This window comes from Pseudomonas sp. PDM22, from assembly GCF_014851965.1.
In the GTDB taxonomy this organism is placed as follows: domain Bacteria; phylum Pseudomonadota; class Gammaproteobacteria; order Pseudomonadales; family Pseudomonadaceae; genus Pseudomonas.
The window spans coordinates 867,249-882,021 of the sequence record NZ_JACVAR010000002.1; the positions used below are offsets into that span (position 1 = coordinate 867,249).

General features: G+C 64.7%; 12 protein-coding genes. 8 read left to right on the forward strand and 4 right to left on the reverse strand.

What is annotated here, in order from left to right:
• The 6 genes from hisC (at position 1) to rarD (ending at position 8,002) form a co-directional block, all read left to right on the forward strand.
• Entirely contained in the window at positions 1-1,113 is a 1,113-nt protein-coding gene (gene hisC / locus IB255_RS09640) for a histidinol-phosphate transaminase (protein WP_081517948.1), read from the forward strand.
• The gene (locus IB255_RS09645; RefSeq protein WP_081517949.1) at positions 1,106-3,331 is read left to right on the forward strand and encodes a bifunctional prephenate dehydrogenase/3-phosphoshikimate 1-carboxyvinyltransferase; all 2,226 of its coding nucleotides are present in this window, start codon (positions 1,106-1,108) and stop codon (positions 3,329-3,331) included. The genes hisC and IB255_RS09645 overlap by 8 nt, the downstream gene beginning before the upstream one ends.
• Positions 3,331-4,020, forward strand: coding sequence for a (d)CMP kinase (cmk, locus tag IB255_RS09650; RefSeq protein ID WP_192210135.1), 690 nt, complete (start codon positions 3,331-3,333; stop codon positions 4,018-4,020). The genes IB255_RS09645 and cmk overlap by 1 nt, the downstream gene beginning before the upstream one ends.
• A 396-nt stretch (positions 4,021-4,416) precedes the next feature.
• Complete coding sequence (gene rpsA, locus IB255_RS09655) at positions 4,417-6,099, forward strand: 30S ribosomal protein S1 (protein WP_017517968.1); 1,683 nt, start codon at positions 4,417-4,419, stop codon at positions 6,097-6,099.
• Positions 6,100-6,239: 140 nt separating this feature from the next.
• Positions 6,240-7,109, forward strand: coding sequence for a carboxylate/amino acid/amine transporter (locus tag IB255_RS09660; protein WP_081517951.1), 870 nt, complete (start codon positions 6,240-6,242; stop codon positions 7,107-7,109).
• Complete coding sequence (gene rarD, locus IB255_RS09665) at positions 7,106-8,002, forward strand: EamA family transporter RarD (protein ID WP_081517952.1); 897 nt, start codon at positions 7,106-7,108, stop codon at positions 8,000-8,002. Before IB255_RS09660 ends, rarD begins: the two co-directional genes overlap by 4 nt.
• Before the next feature lie 56 nt (positions 8,003-8,058).
• Here the strand turns inward: rarD and IB255_RS09670 are convergent, their stop codons facing one another.
• From IB255_RS09670 to IB255_RS09680, 3 genes are all read right to left on the reverse strand, one after another.
• Positions 8,059-8,664 (reverse strand): C40 family peptidase, encoded by a 606-nt coding sequence (locus tag IB255_RS09670; RefSeq protein ID WP_081517953.1) that lies wholly within the window; start codon positions 8,662-8,664, stop codon positions 8,059-8,061.
• Positions 8,665-9,007: 343 nt separating this feature from the next.
• Positions 9,008-9,406 carry an NUDIX hydrolase gene (locus IB255_RS09675; RefSeq protein WP_081517954.1) on the reverse strand — a complete coding sequence of 133 codons (399 nt, stop codon included), beginning with the start codon at positions 9,404-9,406 and terminating at the stop codon, positions 9,008-9,010.
• Complete coding sequence (locus IB255_RS09680; RefSeq protein ID WP_139791537.1) at positions 9,403-9,948, reverse strand: dihydrofolate reductase family protein; 546 nt, start codon at positions 9,946-9,948, stop codon at positions 9,403-9,405. The genes IB255_RS09675 and IB255_RS09680 overlap by 4 nt, the downstream gene beginning before the upstream one ends.
• Positions 9,949-10,119: 171 nt before the next feature.
• Here IB255_RS09680 and IB255_RS09685 point away from each other — a divergent pair, with 171 nt between their 5' ends.
• The gene (locus IB255_RS09685; RefSeq protein WP_139791562.1) at positions 10,120-11,457 is read left to right on the forward strand and encodes a DEAD/DEAH box helicase; all 1,338 of its coding nucleotides are present in this window, start codon (positions 10,120-10,122) and stop codon (positions 11,455-11,457) included.
• A 59-nt stretch (positions 11,458-11,516) separates the two neighbouring features.
• Here IB255_RS09685 and IB255_RS09690 read toward each other — a convergent pair whose 3' ends face one another.
• Positions 11,517-13,181: an MFS transporter gene (locus IB255_RS09690; protein WP_081517957.1), complete on the reverse strand. Its 1,665-nt coding sequence runs from the start codon at positions 13,179-13,181 to the stop codon at positions 11,517-11,519.
• Positions 13,182-13,418: 237 nt separating this feature from the next.
• Here IB255_RS09690 and IB255_RS09695 point away from each other — a divergent pair, with 237 nt between their 5' ends.
• Positions 13,419-14,741 carry a phospholipase gene (locus IB255_RS09695; protein WP_081517958.1) on the forward strand — a complete coding sequence of 441 codons (1,323 nt, stop codon included), beginning with the start codon at positions 13,419-13,421 and terminating at the stop codon, positions 14,739-14,741.
• Positions 14,742-14,773: the final 32 nt, after the last annotated feature.

The window sequence follows — 14,773 nt, forward strand, 5'->3', positions numbered from 1 at the left end:
ATGAGCTGTGATTTCCTTGCCCTGGCCCAACCGGGCGTGCAGAAGCTTTCCCCCTACGTCCCCGGCAAGCCGGTCGATGAACTGGCCCGCGAGCTTAAGCTCGACCCCGCCGGCATCGTCAAGCTGGCCAGCAACGAGAATCCGCTGGGCCCGAGCCCGAAGGTTCTCGAGGCCATCCGTGCCGAACTCGCCGAACTGACCCGCTATCCCGACGGTAACGGCTTCGAGCTGAAGTCCCGCCTCGCCGCTCGCTGCGGCGTAGAGACTGCGCAGGTCACCCTGGGCAACGGCTCCAACGACATTCTCGACCTGGTGGCCCGCGCCTACCTCGCGCCCGGCCTGAACGCCGTGTTCAGCCAGTACGCCTTCGCCGTCTACCCGATCTCCACCCAGGCCGTCGGTGCCCAGGGCAAGGTCGTGCCGGCGAAAGACTGGGGTCATGACCTGGAAGCCATGCTGGCGGCCATCGACGCCAACACCCGCGTGGTCTTCATCGCCAACCCGAACAACCCCACCGGTACCTGGTTCGGCCCGGACGCGCTGGAGCGCTTCCTGTCGCAGGTTCCGGAAAGCGTCCTGGTGGTGCTCGACGAGGCGTACATCGAGTACGCCGAAGGCGAGGAACTGCCGGACGGCCTGAAGTACCTGGCCCGCTACCCGAACCTGCTGGTCTCGCGTACCTTCTCCAAGGCCTACGGCCTGGCGTCGCTGCGCGTCGGCTACGCGATCTCCTCGGCGCAGGTCGCCGACGTGCTCAACCGCGTGCGCCAGCCGTTCAACGTCAACAGCCTGGCTCTGGCCGCCGCCTGCGCCGCGCTGGATGACGCGCAGTACCTGGCCGAAGGCAAGCGCATCAACGACGAAGGCATGGCTCAACTGGAAAGCGGCCTGCGCGCGCTGGACCTGCAATGGATCCCCTCCAAGGGCAACTTCATCGCCGTGGACCTCAAGCGCGATGCGGGCCCGGTCTACCAGGCCCTGCTCGCCGAGGGCGTGATCGTCCGTCCGGTGGGCGGCTACGGCATGCCGCAGCACCTGCGCATCTCCATCGGCCTGCCGACCGAGAACGCCCGCTTCCTTGACGCGCTGGCCAAGGTGCTCGCCCGTGCCTGATGTCCAGTCGCACAAGCTGCGCCGCCTGGTGGTGGTGGGGCTCGGCCTGATCGGTGGCTCCTTCGCCAAGGGTATCCGCGAGAAAGGCCTGTTCGAGGAAGTGGTCGGTGTCGACCGTGACCCGCAGACCCGTCGCCTGGCGGTGGAGCTGGGCGTGGTTGATCGCTGCGAGGAAAGTCTTGCCGTCGGTTGCCGCGACGCCGACGTGATCCAGCTCGCCGTGCCGATCCTGGCCATGGAGAAGGTCCTCGGCGAACTCGCGGGCCTCGACATCGGCAACGCGATTCTTACCGACGTCGGCAGCGCCAAGGGCAACGTGGTGCGCGCCGCGAAAGCAGTGTTCGGTGGCATGCCGGCGCGCTTCGTCCCTGGCCATCCCATCGCCGGTTCCGAGCAGAGCGGTGTGGAGGCGGCCAACGCGAAACTGTTCCGCCGTCATAAAGTCATCCTCACTCCACTGGATAATGCCGACGCGGATGCGATCCAGTGCGTCGAGAGCCTCTGGCGCGAGCTGGGTGCGGATGTCGAGCAGATGGCCGTCGAGCACCACGACGAAGTCCTCGCTGCCACCAGCCACCTGCCGCACCTGCTGGCTTTCACGCTGGTCGACTCGCTGGCCAAACGCAGCGAGAATCTGGAAATCTTCCGCTACGCCGCTGGCGGCTTCCGCGACTTCACGCGGATTGCCGGCAGCGACCCGGTGATGTGGCACGACATCTTCCTCGCCAACCGCGAGGCGGTGCTGCGCATCCTCGACGTATTCCGTGACGACCTCGATGATCTGCGCGAGGCCGTCGACAAAGGGGACGGGCAACAACTGATGGGCGTCTTTACCCGCGCCCGCGTTGCCCGCGAGCATTTCAGCAAAATCCTGGCCCGTCGGGCCTATGTGGACGCCATGCACAACAATGACCTGATTTTCCTGGCCCAGCCGGGTGGCCGCCTTTCCGGACGTGTTCGCGTACCGGGCGACAAGTCCATTTCCCACCGCTCGATCATGCTCGGCTCCCTCGCCGAAGGCACGACCGAGGTGCAAGGCTTCCTCGAGGGTGAAGATGCCCTCGCCACCATCCAGGCGTTCCGCGACATGGGCGTGGTCATCGAAGGCCCGCACCACGGCCGCGTGACCGTTCACGGCGTTGGCCTGCACGGCCTGAAGACTCCGCCCGGCCCGATCTACCTGGGCAACTCCGGCACCTCGATGCGTCTGCTCAGTGGCCTGCTCGCCGCCCAGCCGTTCGACACCACCCTGACCGGTGATGCCTCGCTGTCCAAGCGCCCGATGAACCGCGTCGCCAAACCGCTGCGTGAAATGGGGGCGGTGATCGAGACCGGCCCCGAAGGCCGTCCGCCGCTGACCATCCGCGGCGGCCAGAAACTCACCGGCATGCACTACGACATGCCGATGGCCAGCGCCCAGGTGAAGTCCTGCCTGCTGCTCGCCGGCCTCTATGCCGCTGGCGAAACCTCCACCACCGAGCCGGCCCCGACCCGCGACCATACCGAGCGCATGCTGCGCGGCTTCGGCTACCCGGTCGACGTCGAAGGCGCCACCGCCCGCGTCGAGTCCGGCCACAAGCTCAGCGCCACCTCCATCGAAGTGCCGGCCGACATTTCCTCGGCGGCCTTCTTCCTGGTCGCCGCGAGCATCGCCGAAGGTTCCGACCTGACCCTGGAGCACGTCGGTATCAACCCGACCCGCACCGGCGTCATCGACATCCTCAAGCTCATGGGCGCCGACATCACCCTGGAAAACCAGCGTGAAGTGGGCGGCGAGCCGGTTGCCGACATTCGCGTGCGTTCGGCGCAGCTTAAAGGCATCGATATCCCCGAAGACCTGGTGCCGCTGGCTATCGACGAATTCCCGGTACTCTTCGTTGCCGCCGCCAACGCGGAAGGCCGAACCGTGCTGCGCGGCGCGGAAGAGCTGCGGGTGAAGGAGTCCGACCGCATCCAGGTCATGGCCGACGGCCTGCTGGCCCTGGGCGTGAAGTGCGAGCCGACCCCGGACGGCATCATCATCGACGGCGGCAGCTACGGCGGCGGCGAAGTCTGGAGCCACGGCGACCATCGCATCGCCATGTCCTTCAGCGTGGCCTCCCTGCGCGCCGGCGCGCCGATCCGCATCCACGACTGTGCCAACGTCGCGACTTCCTTCCCGAACTTCCTCGGGCTGGCGTCCGGTGCAGGCATCCGTGTCGCCGAGGAGAAGAACTGATGAACGGCGAATGGCCGGTCCTCGCCATCGACGGCCCCAGCGGCTCGGGCAAGGGCACCGTCGCTGGTCTGCTGGCCAAGCGTCTGGGCTGGAACCTGCTGGACTCCGGTGCACTGTATCGCCTGCTGGCGTTCGCCGCCGGTAATCACGGCATCGACCTGACCAATGAGGAAGCCCTCAAGGTCCTCGCCGCGCACCTGGACGTGCAGTTCACCCACGCCAAGGGCGGGCAGGGCCAGTACATCATCCTCGAAGGCGAAGACGTCACCGACGTGATCCGTACCGAACAGGTCGGCGCCGGCGCCTCGCAGGTTGCCGCGCTGCCGGCGGTCCGCGATGCGCTGCTGCAACGCCAGCGTGCTTTCCTCGAAGCGCCAGGGCTGGTGGCCGATGGTCGCGACATGGGCACCGTGGTCTTCCCCAGCGCTCCGCTGAAGATCTTCCTCACCGCTTCCGCCGAGGAGCGCGCCCGTCGCCGCTACCTGCAACTCAAGGGCAAGGGCATCGACAGCGATCAGGCGCAACTGGCCGAGGAAATCAGCGCCCGTGACGAGCGCGACAGCCAGCGTGCCGTCGCCCCGCTCAAGCCTGCCGAGGGCGCCATCCTGGTGGACTCCACCTCGATGAGTATCGACGAGGTGGTGGAGAGCATCCTCGCCGAGGTATCGCGGCTGGGTCTGGCCGACTAGTCGATCGGGAAACGAAAATCCCCGGCCATGCCGGGGATTTTTCTTTTCGGGTAAGGACGTCCGCAGGAGGGATCTGACGGGCGGTTCTCCCAATTCCCGAGGCTGGGCGAAAATGAAGAGGTGAGGCTGGAGCCGCGAAGAGCGTTGGAAACCGGGAGCGCCGATTGACGCAATCGGGATCCGTTGCTACCATTCCAGACCTTATATCGGGAGGGTTTCGCCCATATCGAGCGAAACGTTCCCTTAAAATCTGAATGTGGAGCATCCGTTTCGGCGGGTGCAACAGGGGGCCGGCGGGATACCAGTCTTGATCCCGCTGGCTTCTTTTTCATCACTTGACCGTGTCTGCTGGTGGCGCGGAATCGGGCTTACAAGCCTTTGACTACAGGTATAGACATGAGCGAAAGCTTCGCAGAACTCTTTGAAGAAAGTCTGAAATCCCTCGACATGCAGCCGGGTGCAATCATCACCGGCATCGTGGTCGACATCGATGGTGACTGGGTCACCGTCCATGCCGGTCTGAAATCCGAGGGCGTCATCCCGGTCGAGCAGTTCTACAACGAACAGGGCGAGCTGACCATCAATGTGGGTGACGAAGTCCACGTTGCGCTGGACGCGGTAGAAGATGGCTTTGGTGAAACCAAGCTGTCCCGCGAAAAAGCCAAGCGTGCCGAGAGCTGGATCGTTCTGGAAGCTGCTTTCTCTGCCGACGAAGTGGTCAAAGGCGTCATCAACGGCAAGGTCAAGGGTGGCTTCACCGTCGACGTCAACGGCATCCGTGCGTTCCTGCCGGGTTCGCTGGTCGACGTGCGTCCGGTGCGTGACACCACTCACCTGGAAGGCAAAGAGCTCGAGTTCAAGGTCATCAAGCTGGACCAGAAGCGCAACAACGTTGTCGTTTCCCGTCGCAGCGTCCTGGAAGCCGAAAACAGCGCCGAGCGCGAAGCTCTGCTGGAATCGCTGCAGGAAGGCCAGCAGGTCAAAGGTATCGTCAAGAACCTCACCGACTACGGTGCGTTCGTTGACCTGGGCGGCGTCGATGGTCTGCTGCACATCACCGACATGGCCTGGAAGCGTATCAAGCATCCGTCGGAAATCGTCAACGTTGGCGACGAGATCGATGTCAAGGTTCTGAAGTTCGACCGCGAGCGCAACCGCGTATCCCTGGGCCTGAAGCAACTGGGCGAAGACCCATGGGTTGCCATCAAAGCCCGTTACCCGGAAGGCACCCGCGTTACCGCGCGCGTTACCAACCTCACCGACTACGGCTGCTTCGCCGAGCTGGAAGAGGGCGTGGAAGGCCTGGTACACGTCTCCGAAATGGACTGGACCAACAAGAACATCCACCCGTCGAAAGTCGTTCAGGTTGGCGACGAAGTGGAAGTTCAGGTTCTGGACATCGACGAAGAGCGTCGTCGTATCTCCCTGGGCATCAAGCAGTGCAAGTCCAACCCGTGGGAAGACTTCTCTGGCCGCTTCAACAAGGGCGACAAGATCTCCGGCACCATCAAGTCGATCACCGATTTCGGTATCTTCATCGGCCTGGAAGGCGGCATCGACGGTCTGGTTCACTTGTCCGACATCTCCTGGAACGAAGTTGGCGAAGAAGCCGTTCGCCGCTTCAAGAAGGGCGACGAGCTGGAAACCGTCATCCTCTCCGTTGATCCGGAGCGTGAGCGCATCTCCCTGGGCATCAAGCAGCTGGAAGACGATCCGTTCTCCAACTACGCCTCGCTCAACGAGAAAGGCACCATCGTTCGCGGCACCGTGAAAGAAGTCGATGCCAAAGGCGCTGTCATCAGCCTGGGCGGCGAAATCGAAGGCGTTCTGAAAGCCTCCGAAATCAGCCGTGACCGCGTTGAAGACGCTCGCAACGTTCTGAAAGAAGGCGAAGAAGTCGAAGCCAAGATCATCAGCATCGACCGTAAGAGCCGCGTCATCTCCCTCTCCATCAAGTCGAAAGACGTTGATGACGAGAAAGATGCGATGAAAGAACTGCGCACCAAGCAAGACGTAGAAAACACTGGTCCGACCACCATCGGTGATCTGATCCGTGCTCAGATGGAGAACCAGGGCTAATCCCTGATTCACCATCCAAGGAAAAGGGCGACTTCGGTCGCCCTTTTTCGTTTCTGCCTTTCCTGGGGCGCGGGCGCGCAGTGCTTTCTCTACGTTGAGACTGGCGCTATGTTGCCTGCCCCGTTCCGGTCGCCTTTTCCATGCCTTACCTGCTATTTGTCACCGTCCTCTGGGCGTTCTCCTTCAGCCTGATCGGCGAGTACCTTGCCGGGCAGGTCGACAGCTATTTCGCCGTGCTGACCCGCGTGGTTCTGGCCGGCCTGGTGTTCCTGCCGCTGACCCGCTGGCGCGGCGTCGAACCGCGCTTCATCGCCGGCGTGATGCTGGCGGGCGCGCTGCAGTTCGGCATTACCTACGTCTGCCTGTACCAGAGCTTCCGCGTGCTGACGGTGCCGGAAGTGCTCCTGTTCACTGTGCTGACCCCGCTGCACGTGGCGCTGATCGATGACGCACTGAACCGCCGCTTCAACGCCTGGGCGCTGCTGGCAGCCGCCGTGGCGGTGCTCGGCGCCGGGATCATTCGCTACGACGGCGTCAGCGGCGACTACATCCAGGGCTTCCTGCTGCTGCAACTGGCCAACGCGACTTTTGCCGCGGGGCAGGTGTTCTACAAGCACCTGGTGCAGCGCTATCCCTCGGATATCCCGCAGTACCGCCGCTTCGGTTACTTCTTCGTCGGCGCGCTGCTGATTGCGCTGCCGGGCTGGCTGCTCTTCGGCAACCCACAGAAGTTGCCAACCACCGACCTGCAATGGGGCGTGCTGGTGTGGATGGGCCTGCTGGCCACTGCGCTGGGGCAGTTCTGGTGGAACAAGGGCGGCACGCTGGTGGATGCCGGTACGCTCGCGGTGATGAACAATCTGCACGTACCGGTGGGGCTGCTGATCAACCTGCTGATCTGGAACGAAGCCGCCGACCTGCCGCGCCTGGCGCTGGGTGGTGTGGTGATCGTCGCGTCGCTGGGCGTCAACCGTTTCGGTCTGCGTCGTCAGAAGGAGCGCTTCGCATGAACATATCCGGACGTGGCGTAGCGCTGTCCCTGGCGTCTTCCGTGCTGTTCGTGACCCTGCCGGGTTACATCCACTCGCTGGAGCCGCTGACCAGCATCCAGGTGATCGCACACCGGGTCGTCTGGTCGATTCCCATGGTCCTGCTCCTGGTGCTGTTCACCCGTCAGGGTGGCGTGCTGCGCGACGCGGGCCGGCGCCTGCTGCGCGAGCCGTGGCTGCTGGCGTGCTTCCCGCTGACGGCGGCGATGATGCTGATCCAGTGGGGCGTGTTCATCTGGGCGCCCATGGTCGGGCGTACGCTGGAGCTGTCGCTGGGCTATTTCCTGCTGCCGCTGACCATGGTGCTGTGCGGTCGGGTGTTCTACGGCGAGCGCCTGACCACGCTGCAGGCCATCGCCGTTGCCTTCGCGCTGGCGGGCGTGCTGCACGAACTCTGGCTGACCCGCGCATTCTCCTGGTTCACCCTGATCACTGCGCTGGGCTATCCGCCGTACTTCATGCTGCGCCGCAAGATGGCGGTGGATTCGCTGTCGGGCTTCGTCTTCGAGATGATCGTGCTGCTGCCGTTCGCCCTGGCGGCCCTGTGGATAACCGATAGCGGCAAGGTGCTGGAGGAGGTGCCGCGCCTGTGGGCGCTGTTGCCGCTGCTGGGACTGATCAGCGCGCTGGCGTTCGGCGCGATGATGGCCGCCAGCCGGCTGCTGCCCATGGGGCTGTTCGGGATTCTGAGCTACGTCGAGCCGGTGCTGCTGTTTGCCATTGCCGTGCTGTTCCTGGGCGAGGCGTTCAACCCGGCGCAGATCTGGACCTACGGGCCGATCTGGATCGCCGTGCTGCTGACCGGTTGGGATAGCGCGCGACTGCTGCGCCGACAGGCGCGTCGCGGCCTGTAAGCGCAGGGAGAGAGAGGAGGAGCGAGCGCTCTACCGCAAGGGGAGAGCGCTCGGCGTCAGTCGAAGCGACCGCCGACGTCAGCCTTGGCCAGGGTTTCCGGCAGGATGCGGCGGGCAGCGGTGTAGTGCTTCTTCCAGTAGTCGCCACCGAGGTCGGAAACGCGGACCTTCTGGCCGCGACGCGGCGCGTGGACGAACTGGTTGTCGCCGACGTAGATGCCGACATGGTCGACATTGCGGCGGTTGTGGATGCGGAAGAACACCAGGTCGCCGGGCTGCAGATCATCACGCGCCACTTTGGAGTTGCCGCGCATGCTGAACATCTGCTGCGCGGTACGCGGCAGGTCGACTTCGTCGACGTTCTGGAACACGTAGTTCACCAGGCCGCTGCAATCGAAGCCGCGCTTGGGCGACGTGCCGCCCCAGCGGTAAGGCGTACCGATCATGCTGTAGGCACGCTGGGTAACCTGGTGCGCCTCGCTCTTGGTCTGTTTGACCGGCTTGGCGTTGAAGGTCAGCAGGGCGCTGCCCTGGACCGGGACACGGAGATCAACCGGGGCGGGTTGATAGGTGCGCGTGATCTTGTAGGAGGCGGTAGCCTCGGTAGCGGCCAAAAAGGTCGCCAAGCCTATGGAAAGGCATGTCAAAAGGGTACTTCGCATTCGGCATGTCTTCTTGCTGGTTGATATCGCCCAGACTCCGCTGGATCGCCATTGTTGTCGGCGTGGTTTCCTTTGGTCCGCTCAAAAATTCCACGCATTCTGAACGACTTTTCATGACAGTTCGTACCGTCTGTCGATTCTGACTTTTCCCTTGTGACTTGCAGGGCGCTGCGTGACATGTGCTCCGACGCATCAGTCATGGCCTGACCTTATAGCCGGAAGCCCTATAAAACGGGGCTTTCCGCCTGGCGGCAGAAAACTGGCGGGGTACTAGCCAGAAGCCAGTCGCTTAAGGCTTCTTAAGGAAAAACCCGACGAAATGCAGGTATTTGAGCTGAACGAATCAGCCCAGATGGGCAAGCAGAGCGGGAAGCACCTGCTCGCGCAGCAGCGGGGCGAGGTTGTGCGGGTAGTCGCCAGCTGGGTCCAGCCAGGCGAGCTCTTCCAGCTCGGCGGCGGGCTGGACGGGGTGGGGCAGGGCGGCGAGGTAGACCTGCGCGTCCACGCGCATGTCCGGCTCGTTGGCGGCATTGGCCTGGAAGTGGCCGAGCGGCGTCAGTGCGGAGGCCGCCAGGTGCAGGTCGAGCTCTTCGCCCAGTTCGCGCAGCAGCGCCTGGACTGAAGTCTCGCCGGGCTCGTGCTTGCCGCCAGGCAGCATGAAGGCCTGGGTGCCACGCTTGCGTACCAGCAGCAGGCGTCCGGCTTCATCCAGCAGGCAGGCGGCGGCGATATGAATGGTCATGGCGAGGGCGTTTCCTTCAGAACCTGATAGCGCATCTGCACGATGCCGCTGGGGAAGCTGCGCTGCTCCAGCAGCTGCAGGCGTTGCTCGAGGCCGATGCTGAACAGGGGAATGCCAGCGCCGAGCAGGTGCGGAATGATGCTGACGATCACTTCGTCGAGCAAGCCTGCGGCGAGGAAATTGCCCGCCAGGCTGCCGCCACCCACCAGCCAGATGTGCTCGCAGCCGCGCTGTTCCAGTGAGGCGAGCGCGTCCACTGGTGTGTAGTGCTCCAGTTCCACCTGCGGCGCGGCCTTGGGCAGATGGTTGGAGCGGGTCATGACCAGCGCGGGCTTGTCCGGGTAGGGCCATTGGTCCTGCTTCAGGCAGAAAAGGTAGGTGGCGCGACCCATGAGCAGCCCGTCGATGCCGGCATAGAAGGCGTTGTAGCCGTGGTCGTCGGCTTCGCTGCCGTAGCCTTCGAGCCAGTCCACGCTGCCGTCGGGGCGGGCGATGTAGCCGTCGAGGCTGGCCGCCACGTAATAAATGAGAGTCGATGGCACCTGTATTCTCCTTTTTGTCAGGCCCATCAGAGCATGGCATCGCCTTAGGCGGGGCGCCGGTACGTTTGTCGGGTTATTGACGCGGCGGGTCGCGCACAGGGGCCATCGGCAATAATTCCAGCGCGCCGGCTCGGCAAACATTAAGCTATGCAGCTATTTGGTCTTTACGTGATATCGAGGTCTGCCTTGTTCTCCCAATTCGCCCTCCACGAACGCCTGCTCAAGGCGCTCGATTCGTTGTCCTTCACCGAGCCGACCCCGGTCCAGGCCGCGGCCATTCCGAAGGCCCTGGAGGGACGCGACCTGCGGGTGACGGCGCAGACCGGCAGCGGCAAGACCGCCGCCTTCCTGCTGCCGCTGCTGCATCGCCTGCTCGCCGAGGAGAAGCCCAAGAGCGGCGCCCGCGCGCTGATCCTGCTGCCGACCCGCGAGCTGGCCCAGCAGACCCTCAAGGAAGTCGAGCGCTTCGCCCAGTTCACCTACATCAAGGCCTGCCTGATCACCGGCGGCGAGGACTTCAAGGTGCAGGGTGCGCGTCTGCGCAAGAACCCGGAGATCATCATCGGCACCCCGGGTCGCCTGAACGAGCAGTTCAACGCCGGCAACCTGCCGCTGGGCGACGTTGAAGTGCTGATCCTCGACGAAGCCGACCGCATGCTCGACATGGGCTTCTCCGAGGACGTGCTCAAGCTCGCCGCACAGTGCCCGACCGAGCGCCAGACCCTGCTGTTCTCCGCCACCAGCGGCAGCGGCCTGCACGAGATGGTCGAGAAGGTCCTGCGCGAGCCTGAGGTTCTGCAGCTCAACCGCGTCAGCGAGCTGAACGAGGACGTCAGCCAGCAGGTGATCCTGACCGACCACGTTGGCCACAAGGAGCAACTGCTGCAGTGGTTGCTGACCAACGAGACCTACGAGAAGGCCATCGTCTTCACCAACACCCGCGTTGCCGCCGACCGTCTGACCGGCCGCCTGATCGCCGCTGGCCACAAGGTCTTCGTGCTGCACGGCGAGAAGGACCAGAAGGATCGCAAGCTGGCCATCGAGCGACTGAAGCAGGGTGCGGTGAAGATCCTCGTCGCCACTGATGTGGCCGCACGCGGCCTGGACGTCGACGGCCTGGATCTGGTGATCAACTTCGACATCCCGCGTCGCGGCGATGAGTACGTGCACCGCATCGGCCGTACCGGGCGTGCAGGCGCCGCGGGTGCGGCGATCTCGCTGGTGGGCCATGGCGACTGGAACCTGATGTCGAGCATCGAGCGCTACCTCAAGCTGCGCTTCGAACTGCGTGTCATCAATGAGCTGAAGGCCACCTACAAGGGGCCGAAGAAGGTCAAGGCTTCCGGCAAGGCCGCTGGCACCAAGAAGAAAAAGGACGATGCGAAGAAGGCCGGTGGCAAGGCGGCGGCGAAGAAGAAGCCCGCTGCCAAGCGCAAGGCTGGCCCGTCGAAGGTCGTGAGCCAGGACGGCCTGGCGCCGCTCAAGCGCAAGAAGCCGGCTGCGGAATAAGTCTTTCGCGTCACCCCAAACGCCTCCCCTGACCGGGAGGCGTTTTTGTTTGTGCGCCGCTAGCCCAGCGTCTCCGGCGGCGGCTCATAGCTGCCCGACTCGTAGCTCACCCCGTGCCGGATCACCGGCGGCGCGTCGCCCACGTGCAGGCTGGTGACATTGTCGATGATGGTCTTGTCCTCCAGGGTCAGGCGATCGAGCATGCGCAGGTGGCCGATCCAGTTGTCCACCAGAAACAGCTCCTGCCAGACCTCGGGGTTGCTGACGTCCCGGTACAGCGCCCAGCGCTCCGCGCCGTTGCGCAGGCGCAGGCGACGCAGGGGTTTGGCGGAGCGGACGAAGTCACGGGTGCGCTCGGCGGGAATCCGATACTCGATGGAGACCAGCACCGAGCCGCGCTCGGGGTTGAACACGAAAGTCGGCTGTCCTGGCACGCCGCCCGGTGCGCGGGCAATGCTGGTCGAATCGAGCTCCGGCAGCCGGGAGTTGTAGAGCAGCGCCACCGAAACCAGCAGCAGGCAGCCGGCGGCGATCAGCGCGCCCTGCACGCCCATGGTCTCGGCGAAGTGCCCCCAGAGGAAGGAGCCTGCCGCCAGGCCGCCGTAGATCGCGGTCTGGTACAGCGCCAGGGCGCGGGCCTTGACCCAGTCGGGCACGAGGATCTGCACGGCGGAGTTGTACGTGGCCACTGCCGCGATCCAGCAGGCGCCGCCCAGCACCAGCGCGGGGAAGATCACCCAGAGGTTGTCGACCCAGCCGAGAATGAGCATGACCACGGCGAGCGTGGCGGCGGCGAAGCTGATCAACCGGCTGCTGCCCAGCCACTGCCGCGCCTTGCTCACCATGGTGCTGGCGACGATGGCGCCCAGGCCAAGGGCGCCGAGCATGTAGCCGTACACCGAGGCGCTGCCGTCCGGGTTGCGGTGCGCCAGCAGCGGCAGCAATGCCCAGACGGCGCTGGCGGAGAGACCGAACACCGCCGAACGCAGCATCACCAGGCGGGTGACGCTGGAGTACTGGGTGAAGCGCAGCGCAGCGATCACGCCTTCGAAGATGTGCTCGGGCGGCAGGGTGCGCTTGGGCACGTCGCGGCGCCATTGCCAGATCGCCCAGATCAGCGCGGCGTAGCACAGGCAGTTGAACAGGAATACCCAGGAGGCCCCGGTGGCCGACAGCAGCAGGCCCCCGATGGCCGGGCCGACGGCGCGGGCGACGTTGTAGTTGACGCTGTTGAGCAACACCGCATCGCCGAGCATGCGCGGCGGCACCTGCTCGTTCACCGCCGCCTGCCAGGCCGGAATGGTGATCGAGCTGCCCAGTGACAGCCAGAGGATCGACACGATCAGCATCAGCGGGTCGAGGTAGCCCATGAACGCCAGCACCGTCACCAGCGCGGCGCCGGAGAGTTCCACCGTCAGGCCGACCAGCATGATCTTGCGGCGGTCGTGGTTGTCGGCCAGCACGCCGGACATGATCGACAGCAGCACCAGCGGCAGCGCCGAGGCGACCTGGATCATCGCCACCATCAGCGGGCTGGCATGGGCCTCCGTGACCACCCAGGCGGCGGCAACCGATTGCGCCCAGGTGCCCAGGTTGGCGAACAGGTTGCAGATCCAGATGATGCGGAACGCGGCGATGCTGAAGGGGGCGAGGACGCCGCTGCGGGGTTCGGCTGGATCGGGCTTGAGGGGAAGGTCTTGCTTGGGTGAAACGGACTGCAGCATGGGGACGCCCTTATTTCGAGTGGCCGGCACGCGCGCGCAACCGGTGCCTTTCCATGCCGGGCAAGTGTAGTGGCTGGGACGGTTCGTGCCATTGATGATGGTCAGCGATGGCGTTATCGGTGACACGCGCTGGCAAGCTTCGACAGTGCCGGAGTGGCTCTGGATTGTTAGGCTGCGTCGGAATTTTCCGCATTGCACTGGCAAATAACTGCACTGGCAAATAAGAGCGAAGAGCCGATGAAGCGACTTTCCATCTGTCTGCCCACCTGCCTGCTGGCGGGCCTGCTGGCCCTGCCGCAAAGCCTCTGGGCCTGGTCCAATCACACCCTGGGCAGCTACATCGCCCTGCAACAATTGCCGGCGCTCGCCCAGGCGCCGGATGTCGAGGTCGAGCCGCTGGAGAGCTTCGTCAGCCAGCAGCGCGCCGGCCTGGTGCAACTGCTGGACGAGCAGGAGGCCTATGCCCGCGAGCGCTTCCGCCAGTACCCGCCGCGCCCGGACGATCTGCGCCTGACCGAGGACAGTCGCGACGACCTGCGCAAGGCCTTCCTCATGGCGCTGCGCCTGAACCCCGAGATCAAGCTGGCCACCGCCGTGCAGCCACCGCCGGGGGGCGAGCCGCCGAGCGATTTGTTGCAGAAGCATGCGGCCCTGCAGCCGGCGGACGTGCTGGTGTTCCGCAACCTGTCGGGCTGGAACCAATGGCGCTTCGTGCAGTTGCAGGCGGGGGAGAAGATTCCTGCGCTGGACGTGCTGGCCAGCGCCGCCGATGAGCCGGACTTCGGCCACGACATCAACCTGTTCAGCGACAACCCTGGCGAGGCCGGCCAGCGTTACGGTTTCGGCACCCAGCCGTTCGGCGACCCGCGTTACGAGTTCAGCTCCCAGGCGCCGTTCCACATGGGCTTCTACCACGAGGACGCGGTCATCTACGCCGGTGCACCGTACCTGGAGCGCAACTGGCCGGAGTGGCGTGCCTACCAGTTCTACGGCCTGGCGCGCTTCGCCTTCGACAAGGGCCATCCGTACTGGGGCTACCGTTTCCTCGGCTGGGCGATGCACTACATCCAGGACATGACCCAGCCCTACCACTCGACGCCGCTGCCGGGCGAGACCACCACCAGCATGCTGTGGACGGCGGGCAAGTCCATCGCCGGTTTCGATGCCGACAAGCAGGCGGCGATCCAGCGCGTGGCGGACCGGCATACGGGGGTGGAGCGTTATCAGGTGGACTGGCTGCGCGAGACGCTGCGCCTGGGTGGGCAGTCGCCGTTGTTGGCGGCCTATGCGGATGTCAGCACGGATGGCACTTATCCGCCGTATTCGACCCAGTACCTGCGCGAGGTCGTGGCGAGCGAGTCCCATGCCCATGCGGCGGCGTTCGATGCGGCGATCGGCCATTGGCTGGAAAACGAGAAGGCGCCGGCGGGGGATTTCAGCGCGGGGAACTCACCGGAACCGTTCCGCCACGATGAGGCGTTGGATGAGCAGATTCTGCAGTTGATCCGGCACTTCGGAGCGCACAGTCGCAACATCGCGAAGGCGGTCCTGCAGCCGTAAAGAGGGGTTGGCATTCCCGCCGGGGCTGCGTG